This window comes from Tessaracoccus pujii, from assembly GCF_054483895.1.
In genome coordinates this window covers 1,561,048-1,578,940 of the sequence record NZ_CM137012.1, presented here as the reverse complement: position 1 = coordinate 1,578,940, position 17,893 = coordinate 1,561,048, and the positions used below count along the sequence as shown (strand labels likewise).

Genomic DNA, 17,893 nt, shown 5'->3' with positions numbered 1-17,893 from the left:
AGCCCCGACACGCCCGGGACACCCGGATCAGCTCCCCTGGGAGGCGCGCATCGACTCGTACGCGGCGAGGGCCCGGGCGCGGCCGTCGCTCAACGCGATCGTGGGTTCGCTGCGTTCGGTGAGGTCGACGTGCCACGAGACGGGGGCTGCAGCGGCGAACCGCCGGGCGCCTTCCGCCGACGGCGAGAGCCAGTGGCGGCGGTACGCGCCGTGCGGGTCGAACCTGGTGGCCTGGGTGTCGGGGTTGAAGATCCGGAAGTACGGGGAGGCGTCGGGTCCGCAGCCGGCCACCCACTGCCAGTTCATGGCGTTGGACGCCGGGTCCCAGTCGGTGAGCGTCCGTTCGAACCAGGCCAGGCCGACGCGCCAGTCGGTCAGCAGGTGCTTGGTCAGGTAGCTGGCGGCGATCATCCGCACGCGGTTGTGCATCCGGCCGGTGGCGAACAGCTCACGCATGCCCGCGTCCACCATGTCCACGCCGGTGCGGCCGCGGCGCCAGAGTTCCGCGGACTCGCCGTCGCCGTCCCAGGGGAAGGACTCCCATTCGGGCCGCCAGCACCGCTCCCCGAGCGTGGGTGCCTCGGCGAGGAGGTCGCGGGCGAACTCGCGCCACGCCAGCTCGGAGAGGAAGGACTCCACCCCCGGCGCGCCGGCGCGCCACGCGGGCAGCGACGTGTGCCAGATCCGGCGGGCGCTGATCTCGCCGACGGCGAGGGCGTCGGAGAGCCCGGAGGTGGCGGTGCGCCACGGCTCGTCGCGCTGCACCGGGTAGTCGGTCACCGGCTCGTCGAGGAAATCGACGAGTCGACGCATCGCGGGCCCCTCGCCGGGCTCCACGGCGGCGGCCACGACGTCCCACCCGCGTCGCATGGCCTGGCGGGCCTCGGGCCAGTCCGGCCCCTCCGATGACGGCCAGTCGTCGGGGGAGGCGAGCTCCGGGGCTTCCAGGGGCGCGGTGATCGGGACCTGCTTGAGCGCCTTGAAGAACGGCGAGTAGACGCGGAACACGCCGCCGGACCCGGTGCGTACGGAGCCGCGGGGCACGAGGTCGGCCGCCGGGTGCAGGTGCAGGCGCGCACCGGACTGCCGCGCCGCGTCCTCGAGGCCATCGTCTGAGGAGAACGGGAAGCCGTGTGTGGTGTGGACCGATGACGCGCCGACCTCGCGGACGACGGCGCCGAGAACATCGTCGGGCCGTCCCCGGCGCACGATGAGCCGGCTGCCGCGGCGACGGAGTTCGGCGTCCAGGACGGGCAGGCTCATCACCTGCCGCTGGGCGGAGGCGGGGTGGGCGGCAGCCTCCTCCGGGTCGAGGATCACCAACGGCACCACGACGCCCTCCCCGGCGGCGGCCACCAGCGCCGGATGATCGTCGAGGCGCAGCACGCGCCGGAACCAGCAGATGGTGCTCATGAGGGCTCCTCGGCAGCCCGCCCGGACGGCGGGACGGTGGGGTCGGTGGGACTGTGGGGGTTCACGAGAGGCGCAGGAGGTGGCCGAGATCCCTGACCCCCAGCTCCTGGGCGAGCGCCAGGTACAGCTCGGCACAGGCCAGGGCGTCGACGACGGCGTCATGGCCGCGGTAGCGCGGGAGGCCCGCGCGGGATCGCAGCTTCCACAGGCGCAGGGCGTCGCGCGGGTGGTCCTCGTCGAACCCGAGGGCGCGGTGGCCCAGCACCATCGTGTCCACCGCGGGCACGTCGATGCTGACGCCGTGGAGCCGCCGCACCGCCGCGGTGAGGAAGCCCACCTCGATGGCCGCGTGGTGGGCCAGCAGGACCCGTCCGGTGAGCCGGTCGAAGATGGCCTCCACCGCCTCTGCGCTGGTGACGGCGTCGGCGAGTTCGTCGTCGGTGATCTGGTGGATGACGGCGGATTGGCCCACCTCCTGGCCGGGGTTGACGTAGAAGTTGGTGGCGGTTCCCATCGGGATGCTGAGTCCGGTCACGTCCACCATGCCCACAGAGAGCAGGTGATCCGTGCCGGGCGTGAGGCCGGTGGTCTCGAAATCCATGGCCAGCAGTGCCACCTCGGCCAGCGGCGTGTGGCGCGGCTGCGGCTCGGTGGTGAGGAAGCGGCGCAGCGCGCCCTCGGGCACCTTGGCCGCCGCGGCGGCGTTGGTGCGCCGGAACGGCCAGATCATGAGATGAACTGGGTCTGGAAGGTCACGGTGAGGGCGGACTGGGCCTTGCCGACGATGGAGAACGCGTCGCGCAGGTGGCGGCGTTCGAAGTCGGAGAGGTCCTCGGGGTCGATGTGGTTGTCGGGCTCCTGGCCGGCGGCCACCTGCCGGCCCTGGTGCTTGAGGCGCGTGTAGCCGAGGAACTCGTAGGCGTCGAGCAGATTGTCCACCTGGGCGCCGTGCTCGGCGGCCGCGAGGAGCCGCCCCCGGGTCGAGACCTGTGGCAGGCCCTTGTGGAGCGCGTGGATGCGGGCGACGTCGACGATGGGGTTGATGCCCCCGAGCTTGATGTCGAGCCGGGCGCGGTGCTGGCCCTTCTTCTCGACGACGAGGCCGCGCAGGAAGCCGATGGGCACCTCGGCGTCGTTGACGTGCTTGGCGAGGTGACCGAGGAAGCGCGTGGACGACGGCGCGGTCCGCAGGACGCGGTGCTGGAGCGCTGCGTAGAGGGTGTGGTCGCCGTGCACGGGCCGCATGTCGAAGAAGATCGACGAGTTGAGCACGGCCTCCGACGTGGGCGAGGCCAGCCAGGTGCCGAACTCACGGCTCCACGCCCCCAGCGTCTTGCGCCAGCGAGGGTTGGTGGCCATGGCCTCTCCCTTGCAGCGCGGGAAGCCGCATTCGACGAGCGCCGAGGTGACGAACTCGGCCAGCTGCCCGAAGTACCCGGAGTGCTCGTCGCGATAGTCGTCGCTGAGGATCAGCGCGTGGTCCTGGTCCGAGGCGAGCGCCTGCTCACCGCGCGCCAGCGAGCCGAGCGCCACCCAGCAGTAGGGAACGGGCGGCGGGCCGAGCCGCTCCTGGCCGAGGTCCAGCAGGCGCTGCCACAGCGCCTCGGTGGTCCGGCTGACGATGCGGGTGATGTCCTCGGCGGTGGCGTCCTGACGAAGCAGCCGGCCCACCAGTTTCGGCACGCGGGCCATGACCCGCGCCAGCCCGGCCGGGTCCGACTGTCGGGCGAGGTCGCCCACCACGTAGAGAGGGCTCGAGCGCTCGAGGCGCATGAGGTCGCCGGAGGTGACCATCCCGAGGATGGTGTCTCCGTCCATCACGGGCAGGTGGTGGATCCGGTGTTCCACCAGGTTCAGCAGCACGTCGAGCGCGAGGGCGTCGTGCGCGATGGTGTGCGGGGCCGTGGACATGGTCTCCGCGAGGGGTGAGGACGGCGGGACGGCCCGTGCCACCACCCGGCGCAGGTCCCGGTCCGTGAGGATCCCGACCAGCCGTTCCTCCTCGGTGACGAGGATCGCCGACACCCGGGCCTCGTCCATCGCCTGGGCGGCATCGCCCACGGTGGCGCCGGAGTGGATGGTGACGGGGGAGCGGGTGAGCATATCGGCCACCGGCATCTGCAGTACGGGGCCGCCCTCGGGGACCTGGCGGGTGACGTCGCTGAGCCGGGACTCGGTCAAGTACCGCCGCACCTCCGGCACGGCGACGAGTTCGCGCACCACGTCCGGGGCGAACGCCCAGAGCAGGGTGTCCTCGAGTGCGGTGAAGGTGAAGCGCGAGGGACGCTCCTCGATGATGGACGACTGGCCGAAGCAGGCGCCCTGCTCGTCGTGGTCGACGAGGTTGCCGCCGGCGTCGAGGATCTCGACGGCGCCCGAGCGGACCAGGAACATGGCGGTGGGCGCCGCGCCGGCGGCGAGTACCACGGTGCCGCGGCGGACGTAGCGTCCCTCGGCCCGCTGCGCGAAGGCGGCGATGCGCCCGGGTGGTAGGAGCGACCATGGCTCGCGGGCGGCGAGGAACGCGGTGATGTCGGCGAGCTCGGACACGGCGGATCCCCCTTGATCGGTCGGTGTCCGCAGCCTACCCCGGCTTGCGGTGGAGACCTCCGGTCTGTGGATAGGGTGAGGGGGCAGTCGAACAGTGGAGGCAGAGAAGTGTCGGAGATCGTGTCGTTCTCACCTGGGTCGGGGAACCGGGTCCAGCCGCGGTCGCGGATCGCCTCTGATGCCCCCGAGATCGACCTGAGCGGCCGGTGGCGGTTCCGCTTCTCGCCGAGGCCGGATGCGGCCCCGCGGGGTGCCGCCGGCGTGGACTTCGACGACTCCGGGTGGGACGAGATCCCGGTGCCCAGCCACTGGGTGCTGCAGGGCCGAGACGACTGGGGCAGGCCCGCGTACACCAACGTCGACTTCCCGTTCCCCGTAGAGCCGCCGTTCGTGCCCGACGACAACCCGACGGGCGACTACCGGGTCGAGTTCGAGCTTCCGGCGGGCTTCGGCGAGCGCGTCCACCTCCGCTTCGACGGCGTCGAGTCGCTCGCCATCGCCTCGCTGAACGGGGAGCAGGTGGGCGTGGTGCGCGGCAGCCGCCTGGCGCAGGAGCTCGACGTCACCGCCCAGGCGAGGCCCGGGCGCAACGTGCTGCACGTGCGGGTGCACCAATGGTCGGCCGCGAGCTATGTCGAGGATCAGGACCAGTGGTGGCTGCCGGGCATCTTCCGGCCCGTGACCGTACTGGCCCGTCCCTCGGCCGGCGTCGACGACGTGTGGCTGCGCGCCGATGTCGACCCCGCCACGGGTGAGGGCCGCCTGATCCCCGAACTCCGCGCCTCCGACGCGGCCTACCCGATCACCGTCACCGTCAAGGAGCTCGGCCTCGCCGCGACCTTCGCGTCCCAAGCCGACGTCGCCCCGATCCCGGCCGGGATCGTCGACCCGTGGAGCGCGGACCGCCCCCGCCTGTACGACGCCCAGGTGAGCAACGCCGCCGAGACCCGGACGCTGCGCGTGGGGTTCCGGCGGATCGAGATCGTGGGCCACGAGTGGCGCGTCAACGGCCGCAAGCTGCGCATCCGCGGCGTCAACCGCCACGAGTACGACCCGGATCACGGCCGCGTGTTCGACAAGGACTCGGTGCGCGCGCAGCTGCACCTCATGAAGCGGCACAACATCAACGCCGTGCGCACCTCGCACTATCCGCCGCACCCGGACTTCTTCGACCTCACCGACGAGATCGGGCTGTGGGTGATCGACGAGTGCGACCTCGAGACCCACGGCTTCGAGCGCGGCGGCTGGGTGGACAACCCCACCGACGACCCCCGCTGGCGAGACACGCTGCTGGACCGGGCCGAGCGGATGTTCGAGCGCGACAAGAACCACCCGTCGATCGTCGCCTGGTCGCTGGGCAACGAGTCGGGGACCGGTGCCAACGCCGCGGCCATGGCCTCCTGGCTGCACCGCCGCGACCCCGAGCGCCCCGTCCACTACGAGGCGGACTTCGAGGGCCGCTACACCGACACGGTCTCGCGCATGTACGCCACCGTGGAGGAGATGGAGGACATGTCGGCCGGCATCGGGCGCAACCTGCACGGCTCGCCAGGACGCATGGCCGAGCTGGCCTCCCGGCCGATGATCCTGTGCGAGTACCTGCACGCCATGGGCAACGGCGCGGGCGCCGTCGTCGACTACGAGGAGCGCTTCGACACCCTCCCGCAGTGGCACGGCGGCTTCGTGTGGGAGTGGCGGGACCACGGGCTGCGCACCGCCACCGCCGACGGCACCCCGTACTTCGGCTACGGCGGGGACTTCGGTGAGGAGCTGCACGACGGGTCCTTCGTCTGCGACGGCATGGTGCTGGCCGACGGCACCCCCACCACGATGCTGGCGGAGTACGCCGCCGTCGTGACGCCGGTCAAGCTCACCATCACCGACGAGGAACTGGGTGTGGAGAACCGCCGACACGACGGCGACACCGCGGACCTGCGCATCGTGTGGCGCGACGAGGTGGACGGCCGCGAGGTCGCGTCCGGCGAGGTGGACATCCGCACCGTCGCGCCCGGCGAGCTGGTGTGCGTGGAGCTGCCCCCGTTCCACCCGCCGGCGGCGGGCGAGCTGTGGCGCACCGTCGAGGCAGTCACCGCCGAGGACGGGCCGTGGGCCGGCGCCGGGCACGTGGTCAGCCGGGTCCAGTCGCTGCTCGCGGAGGCGCCCCGCGTTCCCCGCGCCCCGGTGACGGGCGAGCCGCCCGCTGCCGTCGAGGGTGTCTACGCGCTCGGGGCCGCCCGCTTCGACGCGCGTACGGGCGACCTCGTGGAGCTGGCCGGCCGCGACGTCCGGGGCCCCAGGCTGGAGCTGTGGCGCGCCCCTACCGAGAACGACTCGCTGACCGGGTTCAACTCCTACGTCGACGTCGAGGCCACCGCCTCCCGCGGCGTCGGGGCCCCGGCGCCCGCGTGGCTCGAGCAGTGGCGGGCGGCCGGCCTGGACCGCCTGCACCGCCGCGTGCTCTCGGTGACCCCCGGCCCGGGGCGCCTGACGGTGCTGCAGCGCTACGCCCCGGCAGCCACCCGCCAGGCAGTGACACTCCAGCTCATCTGGAGCCTCGACGGCGACGCCCTGCGCCTCGACGCCTCCGCGGAGCCGACGCAGGGCTGGACGGGCACATGGCCGCGGATCGGGCTGCACTTCGAGCTGCCCGCCGGCCTCAGCCAGGCCGCCTGGTTCGGCACGGGGCCGCACGAGAGCTACGTGGATTCGGCCACCGCTGCGTACGTGGGCCGCTTCCAGTCCAGCGTCGCGGACCTCGTCGTCACCTACGCCGTGCCGCAGGAGAGCGGCCACAGGATGGACCTGCGCGAGCTTGCGCTGCCGGAACTCGGGCTCAGCATCCATGCGGACCGAGCGGCGGGCGAGCTGCCCGGCTTCACGCTCCGCGAGCACGACGCCCACCAGGTCACCGCCGCCAGGCATCCGCACGAGCTGCCGGCATCCACCGCCACGCACCTGTACCTCGACGCGCAGCAGCACGGGCTGGGGTCTCGGTCCTGCGGCCCGGACGTGCGGCCCGAATACATGCTCCGGCCGAGGGCGGCAGCCTGGTCGGTGGGGTTCGTCGTCGAGTAGGTCGGACCAACAAGGGGGCGGGGTCGCGGCGGTTCCTACGAGGAGTAGTATCAATTCCATCGTTGGCGACACCGCGGTGGCCGGCTCCTGGACGGAACCGCCCGGTGGTCGGTCCGCGGTGCTGCCGATCAGACACAACCGTCCGATATCTGGGAGCACCATGACGGCCTCGGCCACCCTCCACGCCACCACCTCCGCCGGCGATGCCTGGCGCGGATTCCAGCCGGGGGACTGGCAGCACTCGGTCGACGTGCGCGGCTTCATCCTGGCCAACTTCACCCCCTACCTCGGCGATGCGCGCTTCCTGTCCGGCCCCACGGCGAAGACGCTCACGGTGTGGGAGACCCTGCAGCGCGACTACCTGAGCGTGGAGCGCGCACGCCGCGTCTACGATGTGGAGACCCACATCCCCGGAGACGTCGACGCCTTCCCGGCGGGCTACATCTGCGCAGACGACGACGTCATCGTCGGCCTGCAGACCGATGTTCCCCTCAAGCGGCCCATGATGCCGGCCGGAGGGTGGCGGATGGTCGAGACCGCCATCAAGGAGGCGGGGCTCGAGCCGGATCAGCGGATCAAGGAGATCTTCACCCGCTACCGCAAGACGCACAACGAGGCCGTCTTCGACATCTACAGCCCCCGCATCCGCAAGGCCCGCAGCGCCCACCTCATCACCGGGCTGCCGGACGCCTACGGCCGCGGGCGCATCATCGGGGACTACCGCCGCGTGGCCCTCTACGGGCTCGACCGGCTCATCGAGGCCAAGCGCACCGACCTCGACTCCGTCGCGGACCAGCCCTTCTCGGAGAACTGGGCGCGCTACCGCGAGGAGCACGCCGAGCAGATCAAGGCACTGAAGAAGCTGGGTAACCTCGGCGCCAGCTACGGCATCGACCTGGCACGCCCCGCGGCGACGTTCCTGGAGGCCGTCCAGTGGACGTACCTGGCCTATCTGGCCTCCGTGAAGAGCCAGGACGGTGCCGCCATGAGCATCGGGCGCCTCTCGGGCTTCTTCGACGTCTACGCCGAGCGCGACCTCGCCGCCGGCGCGCTGACCGAGGAGGGGGCGCAGGAGATCATCGACGCGCTGGTCACGAAGCTGCGCATCGTCCGGTTCCTGCGGACCGAGGACTACGATCAGATCTTCTCCGGAGACCCGTACTGGGCCACCTGGTCCGACGGCGGGTTCGCCGACGACGGCCGCACCCTGGTGACGAAGACGTCGTTCCGGCTGCTGCAGACGCTGCGCAACCTCGGCCCCGCGCCCGAGCCGAACATCACCATCTACTGGGACGCCGCACTCCCGGCAGGCTACAAGGACTTCTGCTCGCTGATCTCCATCGAGACCTCGGCCCTCCAGTACGAGTCCGACGCCGAGATCCGGTGCCACTGGGGCGACGACACCGCCATCGCGTGCTGCGTCTCACCCATGGCCATCGGCAAGCAGATGCAGTTCTTCGGTGCGCGGCTCAACACCGCCAAGGCGTTCCTCTACGCCATCAACGGCGGGCGCGACGAGATGACCGGCGCGCGGGTGGTGGAGGGCTACGCACCGATCACCGGAGACGCGCCGCTGGACTTCGACACCGTCTGGGCGCGCTACGACGAGATGCTCACCTGGGCCGTCGAGACCTACGTCGAGGCGCTCAACATCATCCACTACTGCCACGACAGGTACGCCTACGAGGCGATGGAGATGGCCCTGCACGACGATGAGATCGTCCGCACGCTGGGCTGCGGCATCGCCGGCCTCTCGATCGTCGCGGACTCGCTGGCGGCCATCCGGTACGCCACGGTCACGCCCGTGCGCGACGAGACGGGACTGGTGATCGACTACCTGACGGAGGGTGATTTCCCGCGCTACGGCAACGACGACGACCGGGCCGACGAGCTGGCCCAGCTCGTGGTGTCGACGGTGATGGACAAGATCCGCCGTATCCGGCTGTACCGCGACGCCGTGCCCACCCAGTCCGTGCTCACCATCACGTCCAACGTGGTCTACGGCAAGGCCACCGGCGCGTTCCCCTGCGGGCACGCGGCCGGCACCCCGTTCGCGCCCGGCGCCAACCCGGAGAACGGGGCGGACACCCACGGGATGCTCGCCTCCATGATGAGCGTCGGCAAGCTGTCCTACGACGACGCCCTCGACGGCATCTCGCTCACCAACACCATCACGCCCCAGGCGTTGGGCCGCACCGAGGCCGAGCGCGTGGCCAATCTCGTCGGCATCCTCGACGCCGGCATGGGGGAGGGGCTCTACCACGCCAACATCAACGTGCTCAACCGCGAGACCCTCCTCGACGCCATGGAGCACCCGGAGAACTACCCGCAGCTCACCATCCGCGTGTCCGGGTACGCGGTGAACTTCGTGCGTCTCTCGCGCGAGCAGCAGCTCGACGTGCTGTCGCGGACCTTCCACGAGGCCCTGTGACGCTGACCCTGACGGTCCCGGGATCCGTGGGCCCGAGGGTCGCGGCTCCGGTCGAACGGCGGCCGCGGGCGTCGGCGATGCTCGGCGGCATTCCGGTGGCGCACCACCTCACCCGCTCCGAGCTCCTGGCCGCCCAGCGGTCGGGGGAGGTGGGGTCCGTGCACTCGTGGGAGCTGGTCACCGCCGTCGACGGCCCGGGCACCCGGATGACCACGTTCCTGGCCGGGTGCCCGCTGCGCTGCCTCTACTGCCACAACCCGGACACGATGGCCGCCTCGCGCGGGCTGCCGGTGCTGGCCACCGACCTGCTGGCGCGGTTCCGGCGGTACCGCGGGGTGTTCCGGGCCGCCGGTGGCGGCATCACCCTCTCGGGCGGGGAGGTCCTGCAGCAGCCGGCCTTCGCCGCCCGGCTCCTGAGGGGGGCACGGGAGATGGGCATCCATACGGCGCTGGACACCTCGGGCTTCCTCGGCCGGCGCGCCACGGACTCGATGCTGGCGGACGTGGACCTGGTCCTCCTGGACGTCAAGGCCGGTGACGACGCCACCCACCGTCGGGTCACCGGACGCGAACTGGCTCCCACGCTCGAGTTCGGCCGGCGCCTGTCCGATCTGGGGATCGAGACCTGGATCCGGTTCGTCCTGGTCCCAGGGCTGACCGACGACCCCGTCACGATCGCCGGGGTCGCCGACTACGCGGCCACGCTCCGTGGCCTCACGCGGGTCGAGGTCCTGCCCTTCCACCAGATGGGCCGGGACAAGTGGGCGGAGCTGGGCATGGTCTACGCTCTCAGCGACACGCGCCCACCGTCGCCGGAGGACGTGGACGCGGCGCGGGCCGTCTTCCGGTCCCGCGGGCTCCTGGCCTACTGAGTCCCGGCGCGCGGCACGCCCCGATTTGGCAGCCCGCCCGGGCCGTGCCAGAATGGTCCGGTTGCTCCGCGAGGGGTCGGTGTCCTGTGACGCCATGCCCCACGAGCGAGGTCGAGCAGACGCCCAAGCGCGAGATGTGGCCTTCCCACCCGGAAGGTGTACCTCAACTTGTGGCCGAGGCCCCGACACTCCCGACCTCGGGGGTTGGAGTGACAAGGGGTTATACCCCGCAGGAACGTGAAATTTCCACAGGGCTAGAGAAGAAGGAACGACGTGGCTGGACAAAAGATCCGCATCAGACTGCGGGCCTATGACCATGAGGTCATCGACAGCTCGGCGCGCAAGATCGTCGACACCGTGACTCGCACGGGCGCCAAGGTGGCCGGCCCGGTGCCGCTGCCGACGGAGAAGAACGTGTTCTGCGTGATCCGTTCGCCCCACAAGTACAAGGACAGCCGCGAGCACTTCGAGATGCGTACGCACAAGCGCCTGATCGACATCCTCGATCCGACGCCGAAGACCGTCGATTCGCTGATGCGTCTCGACCTGCCTGCCGGCGTTGATATCGAGATCAAGCTCCCGTGAGGTCTGAAGTGATGAGTGAACGAATTGTGAAGGGCATCCTGGGCACCAAGCTCGGCATGACCCAGCTGTGGGACGAGAACAACAAGATCGTCCCCGTGACCGTGATCCAGGCCGGTCCCTGCGTCGTGACGCAGGTCCGCACGCCGGACACGGACGGCTACTCAGCCGTCCAGCTCGGCTTCGGCGCGATCAAGGCCAAGAAGGTGACCAAGCCGTCCGCGGGACACTTCGCCAAGGCCGACGTCACCCCCCGCAAGCACCTCGTCGAGCTCCGCACCGCCGATGCGTCGGAGTTCACCCTCGGCCAGGAGCTGACCGCTGAGCTCTTCGCCGACGGCGAGATCGTCGACGTGACCGGCACCACCAAGGGCAAGGGCACCGCGGGCGTCATGAAGCGCCACGGCTTCCACGGCCTCAAGGCCTCGCACGGTGTGCACCGCAAGCACCGCTCGCCGGGCTCCATCGGTGGCTGCTCCACCCCCGGCAAGGTGTTCAAGGGGATGAAGATGGCCGGCCGGATGGGCAACGCGAAGGTCACCATCCAGAACCTCAAGGTCCACGCCGTCGACGCGGAGCGTGGACTGCTGCTGGTCCGCGGCGCCATCCCGGGTAACAACGGGTCGCTCGTCGTCGTCCGCAGCGCAGCCAAGAAGGGTGTCGTCTCATGAGCGACCTGACCGTTGACGTCGTCGACGCCAAGGGCAAGAAGGCCGGCAAGGCCGATCTCCCCGCCGCGCTGTTCGACACGCAGACCAACATTCCCCTGATCCACCAGGTGGTCGTGGCCCAGCTGGCCGCGGCCCGTCAGGGCACGCACTCCACCAAGACCCGCGCCCAGGTGCGCGGCGGTGGCATCAAGCCCTGGCGCCAGAAGGGCACCGGCCGCGCCCGTCAGGGTTCGCGCCGCGCCCCGCAGTGGGCCGGTGGCGGTGTGGTCCACGGACCGCAGCCCCGCAGCTACGACCAGCGCACCCCCAAGAAGATGATCGCGGCCGCCCTCCGTGGCGCGCTGTCGGACCGGGCCCGCGAAGGGGCCGTGTTCGTCATCTCCGAGATCGTCGCGGGCGAGACGCCCTCGACGAAGGGTGCCATCGCGGCGCTGACCGGTGTGGCCGGTGACCTGTCCAAGGTGCTCGTCGTGCTCGACCGTTTCGAGGACGTCGCCTGGCTGAGCCTGCGTAACGTCCCCACGGTGCACGCGCTCGCCGTCGATCAGCTCAACACCTACGACGTGCTCGCCAACGACAAGGTGGTCTTCACCTCCGCAGCCCTGGCCGCCTTCACCGCCGGTTCGCCGACGGGGAAGTCCGTCAAGGCCGTGGCGACCGAGTCCGAGGCCGCAGCCGAGGAGAGCCAGGCCGACGAGGCCCCCAAGGCCACCAAGAAGACTGAGGAGAAGGACCAGTGACGACATCGCTGAAGATCCGCGATCACCGCGACGTCATCCTGCGTCCCGTGGTGAGCGAGAAGAGCTACAACCTGCTCGATGACGGGAAGTACACCTTCATCGTCTCCCCGGACGCCAACAAGACCGAGATCAAGATCGCCATCGAGGCCATCTTCGACGTCAAGGTCACCTCCGTGAACACCCTCAACCGCACCGGCAAGCGTCGCCGCACGAAGTACGGGTACGGCAAGAAGGTCGACACCAAGCGTGCGATCATCACCGTCGCTGAGGGCCAGAGCATCGACATCTTCGGAGGCCCGGTCTCCTGACCGGCGAGCCACTGAGAGAAGGAACGAAAACTCATGGGTATCCGTAAGTACAAGCCGACCACGCCGGGCCGCCGCGGCTCCAGCGTGTCAGACTTCGTCGAACTCACGCGCTCCACGCCGGAGAAGTCGCTGCTCGCGCCGAAGCCGAAGACCGGTGGCCGCAACAACACCGGACGCATCACCACGCGTCACATCGGTGGCGGCCACAAGCAGGCCTACCGCATCATCGACTTCAAGCGCTATGACAAGGACGGCGTGCCGGCCAAGGTCGCTCACATCGAGTACGACCCCAACCGCACCGCCCGCATCGCGCTGCTGCACTACGCCGACGGCGAGAAGCGCTACATCATCGCGCCGAACGGCCTGACTCAGGGCACCGTCGTCACCGCCGGTGAGGGCTCGGACATCAAGCCGGGCAACAACCTCGAGCTGCGCCAGATCCCCGTCGGCACCACGGTGCACGCGGTGGAGATGCGCCCCGGCGGCGGCGCCAAGCTCGGCCGCTCGGCCGGCGCCGCCATCCAGCTCGTCGCCCGCGAAGGCAAGTTCGCCACCCTGCGCATGCCCTCGGGCGAAATGCGCCTGGTGGACATCCGCTGCCGCGCGTCGATCGGGACGGTCGGCAACGCCGAGCAGTCCAACATCAACTGGGGCAAGGCCGGCCGCAACCGCTGGAAGGGCATCCGCCCGACCGTCCGCGGCGTCGTGATGAACCCCGTCGACCACCCGCACGGTGGTGGCGAGGGCCGCACGTCCGGTGGCCGTCACCCCGTGTCGCCGTGGGGCAAGCCCGAGGGCCGCACCCGCGACAAGAACAAGGCGAGCAGTCGCCTGATCGTCCGCCGTCGCAAGACCGGTAAGAAGCGCTGATAGGGAGCCTGAGGAAAAATGCCACGCAGCTTGAAGAAGGGCCCCTTCGTCGACGACCACCTGCAGAAGAAGGTGGATGTTCAGAACGACAAGGGCACCAAGAACGTCATCAAGACCTGGTCACGTCGCTCGATGATCATCCCCGACATGCTCGGGCACACCATCGCAGTGCACGACGGCCGCAAGCACATCCCGGTGTTCGTCACGGAGGCGATGATCGGTCACAAGTTGGGCGAGTTCGCTCCCACGCGCACCTTCCGGGGTCACGTGAAGGACGACAAAAAGGCCCGTCGCCGCTGAGGCGCGAGATAAGGAACTGAATCAACTATGAGCAACGAGAACGGCAACAGCCGTCGTCGCGAGAACCTGCTCGGTGATCGTCCTGGCTCGTACGCCATCGCGCGCCACGTCCGGATGAGCCCCACCAAGGTGCGTCGCGTCGTCGACCTGGTCCGCGGCATGAGCGTCAAGGACGCCCTGGTCGCCCTCAAGTTCGCACCGCAGGCGGCTTCCGAGCCGGTCTACAAGGTTGTGGCTTCGGCCGTGGCCAATGCGGAGAGCGCCGAGGCGCTGCGGTCCGACGACCTGTACATCTCCAAGGCGTTCGTCGACGAGGGCGTGACCCTGCGGCGAATCCGCCCCCGAGCGAAGGGTTCGGCCAGCCGCATCCTCAAGCGCGGTGCGCACATCACCGTGGTCGTCGAACCCCGCGAGACGAAGGGAGCCTGATTATGGGCCAAAAGATCAACCCGATTGGCTTCCGCCTCGGCATCACCACCGATCACACGAGCCGCTGGTACAGCGACAAGCAGTACTCGGAGTTCGTGGGTGAGGATGTCAAGATCCGCGGTTACCTCACCAAGACCCTCGAGCGCGCAGGGGTCTCGTCCATCGAGATCGAGCGTCGCTCGGAGCGCGTCACCATCTTCCTGCACGCCGCACGTCCGGGCATCGTCATCGGCCGTAACGGCGCCGAGGCGGAGCGGGTGCGCGCCGAGCTGGAGAAGCTGACCGGCAAGCAGGTCCAGCTGAACATCCTCGAGGTCAAGAACCCCGAGATCGATGCGCAGCTCGTGGCCCAGGGTGTCGCCGAGCAGCTCGGTGCCCGCGTGGCCTTCCGCCGCGCGATGCGCAAGGCTCAGCAGACCGCCATGCGCTCCGGCGCGATGGGCATCAAGATCAAGTGCTCGGGCCGTCTCGGTGGCGCGGAAATGTCGCGCTCCGAGGGGTACCGCGAGGGTCGCGTGCCGCTGCACACGCTGCGCGCCGACATCGACTACGGCTTCTTCGAGGCCCGCACCACGTTCGGCCGGATCGGCGTCAAGGTGTGGATCTACAAGGGCGACGTCGTGGGTACCCGCGCCGAGCGTGCTGCCCAGAAGGCCGCCCGCAATAACGCCCCCGGTGGCCGTCAGCAGCGTCCGGGCCGTCGCCCGGCTCGCGGCGAGGCTCGTGGGGATCGTCCCGAGCGCGGCGGTCGCCGTCGCGCCGACGCAGCCCAGGTTGAGGCCCCGGCTGCGCCCGCCACCGAGAACGCAGGAGCCTGATCATGCTGATTCCTCGTCGCGTGAAGTTCCGTAAGCAGCACCACCCCACGCGTGACGGTGCGGCCAAGGGCGGCACCAAGCTCGCCTTCGGTGAGTACGGCATTCAGGCGCTCGAGTCCTCGTACCTGACCAACCGTCAGATCGAGGCCGCTCGTATCGCCATGACCCGCCACATCAAGCGTGGCGGCAAGGTCTGGATCAACGTGTACCCGGACCGCCCCCTGACCAAGAAGCCTGCCGAGACCCGCATGGGTTCCGGCAAGGGTTCCCCCGAGTGGTGGATCGCCAACATCAAGCCCGGACGCGTGTTGTTCGAGCTCTCCGGCGTGCCGGAGGACGTGGCCCGCGAGGCGCTGCGTCTGGCCATCCACAAGCTGCCCTTCAAGGCACGCTTCATCAAGCGCGAAGCAGGTGACATCTGATGAGTAACTCTCTCGCCGCACACGACCTGCGTGGTCTGTCGCGTGATCAACTCAACGCCAAGGTCGTTGAGTTGAAGGAGGAGCTGTTCGGCCTTCGTTTCCAGGCTGCCACCGGCCAGCTGGAGTCGAGCAGCCGGATGCGCAACGTCCGCAAGGACATCGCACGCATCTACACCGTTCTGCAGGAGCGCAACCTCGGCATCGTCGACGAGCCGGTTGTTGAGGAGAAGTGAATATGAGCGAAGACATCACCACCACTGAACAGCGCGGCGCCCGCAAGGTCGTGCAGGGCGTCGTCGTGTCCGACAAGATGGACAAGACGATCGTGGTCCTCGTCGAGGACCGTGTGAAGCACCCGCTGTACGGCAAGGTCATGACGAAGTCCTCGCGCCTCAAGGCGCACGACGAGGAGAACTCGGCCGGCATCGGCGACCGGGTCCGCGTCATGGAGACCCGTCCGCTGTCCGCGCAGAAGCGCTGGCGCCTGGTCGAGATCATCGAGCGCGCCAAGTAAGTCAAGCGCACGCACAGATCGGCCCGTCCCCGTGGGGGCGGGCCTTTCCGTGTGTCCGGAGGCTGCCGAGCTGCCGGTCGGTCAGTGCGGCACCAGCGCGAGCCCGTTGCTCACCACCCCGTCGATGGCAGCCCAGGCCGGGACTGCGGCGTCGTGACCGGTACCGGCAGTGTGGGCGTCGGAGCGGGCGTCGGGCTGGGCTCGGGTGGCGCGGTGATCAGCAGGGTCTGCGTGGGATGGCCGAGCTCGTGGCGCACGACGATGGGGGCCCGGCTCGTGTGGGTGAGGGTGACCGTGGCCTCGGCGGAGTAGCAACCTGGTTCGGTCAGGTGGGCTCGCGCGAGCCCGGTGGTCACCGCCGTCTCCAGGGGACGTGCGTCATAACTCGCCACCGTCGGCGCCTGTGACCACTCCACCGCCTCACAGCTGGTGGACGCCCCCGCCACGCGCGGTGCCACCGGGCCGACCAGGCGGCCGCTGGCGACGATGGTCACCTCGGACGAATCCGGAACCGCCCTCCCCGGCACCCCGTCGAGGCGCAGTGCGTCCGAGGCCTCCACACCCGCCTCAGCGGTCCCGTGGGGGCTCAGTTCCGTGGTGACCGACGGGGCGAGCACCAGACTCGTCTCGGGCTGCTGCGGCCACCCGGGCGCAGGGGGAGGGGAGACGAACTCGGCCGGGGCGAGCGCTTCTGCCCAGTGGTAATACCCGGCCTCGGGAAACGACAGGGACGTGGAGGCCGCCTCCGCCGAGCCGTCCTCGCCGTAGCGCCCGGAGAAATGTGCTTCGCCCACCCGCCGCTCGTCGCTGGGCGTGGCAGCGGCGAGGTCGTCGAGGGATGTGAACGGGCCGTAGAGGGTGGTGGTGCCGGAGAACCGTGCACCGGGGCGACCACCGGTCAGGGTCACGATGTCCACCGCGGCCTCGCCGGCCAGGGCGACCACGTTGCGGGTGCGCGTGCTGACCGTGGGTGTGAAGCGTGGCGAGAGCGACGCCTCTGCGCCGGCCGCCACCGACACCCGGGCGGGCGCGAGCAGCAGACGCTGGACGGTCCGTTCGGAGGGCACGAAGACACGCGGGGCTGCGCCTGCGAGCCCGGAGAACGTGACGGTGACCCCGCCGTCGACTGGGTCCGACCCTGGCAGGGGCATCGTCACGCCGAACCTCGCAACGCCGGAGCCATCGGTGACGGACGGGGGTGCCGACACAGTGACCGCCCCGGTGCCGGCCACCGACACCGTGATGCCGGGCACAGCGACCCCGGAGCGGGAGGTCACCGATGCCCGCAGCAGCCCGCTGGGCTCCGTGAGCGTCGGGCGCTCCACCCAGTCCAGGTGGGCCGTGTACGGTCCCGCGAATCTGGCCGCCTCGCGTGTCAGCCTCTCGAACTCCGTGCGCGCCCCAGGATGGGCCGCGGTCACCGCCGACCAGCGCTCGGTTTCGCGGGCTGTCTGCTCGGCGCCGTCGACCGTGCGGAGCCGGACGAAGTGCTCGACGGCGGCACCGGTGTCCGCGGCGGGACTCTGCCCGGTGTGGGTGAGGACCCAGGCGAGGTCCGCCGCCTCCGCGTCGGAGACGGTCGTGGTGCCGTTCCCGTGGGGGACCGGGGCGCCGCCGGCAACCCCCGACTGCTTGGTCAGCGGCGTGCCGGCAGGCAGCTCGGTCCATCCGGTGGCGCGCCGCGGCGGCGCGGACATCAGGTCGGCGCAGTAGGCGGTGACCTGCCCCAGGTGGTAGGCGCCGTACCAGTCCCGCCCCGTGCGCGGCATGGACACGGTGTGCCCGGCGCCGGCCAACGGGCCGTCCTGGGGCCGGGCATCGGCCGGGGCGGGCGCGACGAGCAGGGTGAGGATGACGGTGATGAGCAGGACGAGGGCGGGGCGTGGTCTCATGATCAG

Annotated in this window: 18 protein-coding genes; 14 read left to right on the top strand and 4 right to left on the bottom strand. The window is 70.3% G+C overall.

Annotated features, from left to right (window positions below; translation table 11 throughout):
- Window positions 1-27 precede the first annotated feature (27 nt).
- The 3 genes from ACX1D0_RS07740 to ACX1D0_RS07730 all read right to left on the bottom strand — a co-directional run bounded on the left by ACX1D0_RS07740 (window position 28) and on the right by ACX1D0_RS07730 (window position 3,963).
- The gene (locus ACX1D0_RS07740; protein ID WP_459020291.1) at window positions 28-1,413 is read right to left on the bottom strand and encodes a cryptochrome/photolyase family protein; all 1,386 of its coding nucleotides are present in this window, start codon (window positions 1,411-1,413) and stop codon (window positions 28-30) included.
- A gap of 61 nt (window positions 1,414-1,474) precedes the next feature.
- A complete protein-coding gene (locus ACX1D0_RS07735; RefSeq protein WP_459020290.1) occupies window positions 1,475-2,143 on the bottom strand; it encodes an exonuclease domain-containing protein in 669 nt (222 codons plus the stop codon).
- Window positions 2,140-3,963: a DUF294 nucleotidyltransferase-like domain-containing protein gene (locus ACX1D0_RS07730; RefSeq protein WP_459020289.1), complete on the bottom strand. Its 1,824-nt coding sequence runs from the start codon at window positions 3,961-3,963 to the stop codon at window positions 2,140-2,142. Before ACX1D0_RS07730 ends, ACX1D0_RS07735 begins: the two co-directional genes overlap by 4 nt.
- Before the next feature lie 120 nt (window positions 3,964-4,083).
- Between ACX1D0_RS07730 and ACX1D0_RS07725 the strand changes: the two genes are divergently transcribed.
- The 14 genes from ACX1D0_RS07725 (at window position 4,084) to rpsQ (ending at window position 15,995) form a co-directional block, all read left to right on the top strand.
- The gene (locus ACX1D0_RS07725) at window positions 4,084-7,038 is read left to right on the top strand and encodes a glycoside hydrolase family 2 TIM barrel-domain containing protein (RefSeq protein WP_459020288.1); all 2,955 of its coding nucleotides are present in this window, start codon (window positions 4,084-4,086) and stop codon (window positions 7,036-7,038) included.
- Window positions 7,039-7,198: 160 nt separating this feature from the next.
- Window positions 7,199-9,469, top strand: coding sequence for a formate C-acetyltransferase (pflB, locus tag ACX1D0_RS07720; protein ID WP_459020287.1), 2,271 nt, complete (start codon window positions 7,199-7,201; stop codon window positions 9,467-9,469).
- Complete coding sequence (pflA, locus tag ACX1D0_RS07715) at window positions 9,466-10,341, top strand: pyruvate formate-lyase-activating protein (RefSeq protein ID WP_459020286.1); 876 nt, start codon at window positions 9,466-9,468, stop codon at window positions 10,339-10,341. The genes pflB and pflA overlap by 4 nt, the downstream gene beginning before the upstream one ends.
- 273 nt (window positions 10,342-10,614) lie before the next feature.
- Window positions 10,615-10,926 carry a 30S ribosomal protein S10 gene (rpsJ, locus tag ACX1D0_RS07710; RefSeq protein WP_015071250.1) on the top strand — a complete coding sequence of 104 codons (312 nt, stop codon included), beginning with the start codon at window positions 10,615-10,617 and terminating at the stop codon, window positions 10,924-10,926.
- An 8-nt stretch (window positions 10,927-10,934) separates the two neighbouring features.
- Window positions 10,935-11,594 carry a 50S ribosomal protein L3 gene (gene rplC / locus ACX1D0_RS07705; RefSeq protein WP_459020285.1) on the top strand — a complete coding sequence of 220 codons (660 nt, stop codon included), beginning with the start codon at window positions 10,935-10,937 and terminating at the stop codon, window positions 11,592-11,594.
- Window positions 11,591-12,334 carry a 50S ribosomal protein L4 gene (gene rplD, locus ACX1D0_RS07700; RefSeq protein WP_459020284.1) on the top strand — a complete coding sequence of 248 codons (744 nt, stop codon included), beginning with the start codon at window positions 11,591-11,593 and terminating at the stop codon, window positions 12,332-12,334. Before rplC ends, rplD begins: the two co-directional genes overlap by 4 nt.
- The gene (rplW, locus tag ACX1D0_RS07695) at window positions 12,331-12,642 is read left to right on the top strand and encodes a 50S ribosomal protein L23 (protein WP_459020283.1); all 312 of its coding nucleotides are present in this window, start codon (window positions 12,331-12,333) and stop codon (window positions 12,640-12,642) included. Before rplD ends, rplW begins: the two co-directional genes overlap by 4 nt.
- Window positions 12,643-12,675: 33 nt before the next feature.
- Window positions 12,676-13,512: a 50S ribosomal protein L2 gene (rplB, locus tag ACX1D0_RS07690; protein ID WP_459020282.1), complete on the top strand. Its 837-nt coding sequence runs from the start codon at window positions 12,676-12,678 to the stop codon at window positions 13,510-13,512.
- An 18-nt stretch (window positions 13,513-13,530) separates the two neighbouring features.
- Complete coding sequence (gene rpsS, locus ACX1D0_RS07685; protein WP_459020281.1) at window positions 13,531-13,812, top strand: 30S ribosomal protein S19; 282 nt, start codon at window positions 13,531-13,533, stop codon at window positions 13,810-13,812.
- Window positions 13,813-13,839: 27 nt separating this feature from the next.
- The gene (rplV, locus tag ACX1D0_RS07680; protein WP_459020280.1) at window positions 13,840-14,241 is read left to right on the top strand and encodes a 50S ribosomal protein L22; all 402 of its coding nucleotides are present in this window, start codon (window positions 13,840-13,842) and stop codon (window positions 14,239-14,241) included.
- Between the two features lie 2 nt (window positions 14,242-14,243).
- Entirely contained in the window at window positions 14,244-15,059 is an 816-nt protein-coding gene (gene rpsC, locus ACX1D0_RS07675) for a 30S ribosomal protein S3 (protein WP_459020279.1), read from the top strand.
- A gap of 2 nt (window positions 15,060-15,061) precedes the next feature.
- On the top strand, window positions 15,062-15,481 hold the full coding sequence (gene rplP, locus ACX1D0_RS07670; protein ID WP_459020278.1) for a 50S ribosomal protein L16: 420 nt from the start codon (window positions 15,062-15,064) through the stop codon (window positions 15,479-15,481).
- A complete protein-coding gene (gene rpmC, locus ACX1D0_RS07665) occupies window positions 15,481-15,714 on the top strand; it encodes a 50S ribosomal protein L29 (RefSeq protein ID WP_182782377.1) in 234 nt (77 codons plus the stop codon). The genes rplP and rpmC overlap by 1 nt, the downstream gene beginning before the upstream one ends.
- Before the next feature lie 2 nt (window positions 15,715-15,716).
- Window positions 15,717-15,995 (top strand): 30S ribosomal protein S17, encoded by a 279-nt coding sequence (gene rpsQ / locus ACX1D0_RS07660; RefSeq protein ID WP_459020277.1) that lies wholly within the window; start codon window positions 15,717-15,719, stop codon window positions 15,993-15,995.
- A 110-nt stretch (window positions 15,996-16,105) separates the two neighbouring features.
- Here the strand turns inward: rpsQ and ACX1D0_RS07655 are convergent, their stop codons facing one another.
- On the bottom strand, window positions 16,106-17,887 hold the full coding sequence (locus ACX1D0_RS07655) for an Ig-like domain-containing protein (RefSeq protein ID WP_459020276.1): 1,782 nt from the start codon (window positions 17,885-17,887) through the stop codon (window positions 16,106-16,108).
- Window positions 17,888-17,893 lie beyond the last annotated feature (6 nt).

Bases quoted from the DNA above. Each gene is read 5' to 3' on its own strand.
- ACX1D0_RS07740 (WP_459020291.1), bottom strand. From the start codon at position 1,413: ATGAGCACCATCTGCTGGTTCCGGCGCGTGCTGCGCCTCGACGATCAT.
- ACX1D0_RS07735 (WP_459020290.1), bottom strand. From the start codon at position 2,143: ATGATCTGGCCGTTCCGGCGCACCAACGCCGCCGCGGCGGCCAAGGTG.
- pflB (WP_459020287.1), top strand. From the start codon at position 7,199: ATGACGGCCTCGGCCACCCTCCACGCCACCACCTCCGCCGGCGATGCC.
- rplD (WP_459020284.1), top strand. From the start codon at position 11,591: ATGAGCGACCTGACCGTTGACGTCGTCGACGCCAAGGGCAAGAAGGCC.
- rplB (WP_459020282.1), top strand. From the start codon at position 12,676: ATGGGTATCCGTAAGTACAAGCCGACCACGCCGGGCCGCCGCGGCTCC.
- rpsS (WP_459020281.1), top strand. From the start codon at position 13,531: ATGCCACGCAGCTTGAAGAAGGGCCCCTTCGTCGACGACCACCTGCAG.
- rplV (WP_459020280.1), top strand. From the start codon at position 13,840: ATGAGCAACGAGAACGGCAACAGCCGTCGTCGCGAGAACCTGCTCGGT.
- rpsC (WP_459020279.1), top strand. From the start codon at position 14,244: ATGGGCCAAAAGATCAACCCGATTGGCTTCCGCCTCGGCATCACCACC.
- rplP (WP_459020278.1), top strand. From the start codon at position 15,062: ATGCTGATTCCTCGTCGCGTGAAGTTCCGTAAGCAGCACCACCCCACG.
- rpmC (WP_182782377.1), top strand. From the start codon at position 15,481: ATGAGTAACTCTCTCGCCGCACACGACCTGCGTGGTCTGTCGCGTGAT.
- rpsQ (WP_459020277.1), top strand. From the start codon at position 15,717: ATGAGCGAAGACATCACCACCACTGAACAGCGCGGCGCCCGCAAGGTC.
- ACX1D0_RS07655 (WP_459020276.1), bottom strand. From the start codon at position 17,887: ATGAGACCACGCCCCGCCCTCGTCCTGCTCATCACCGTCATCCTCACC.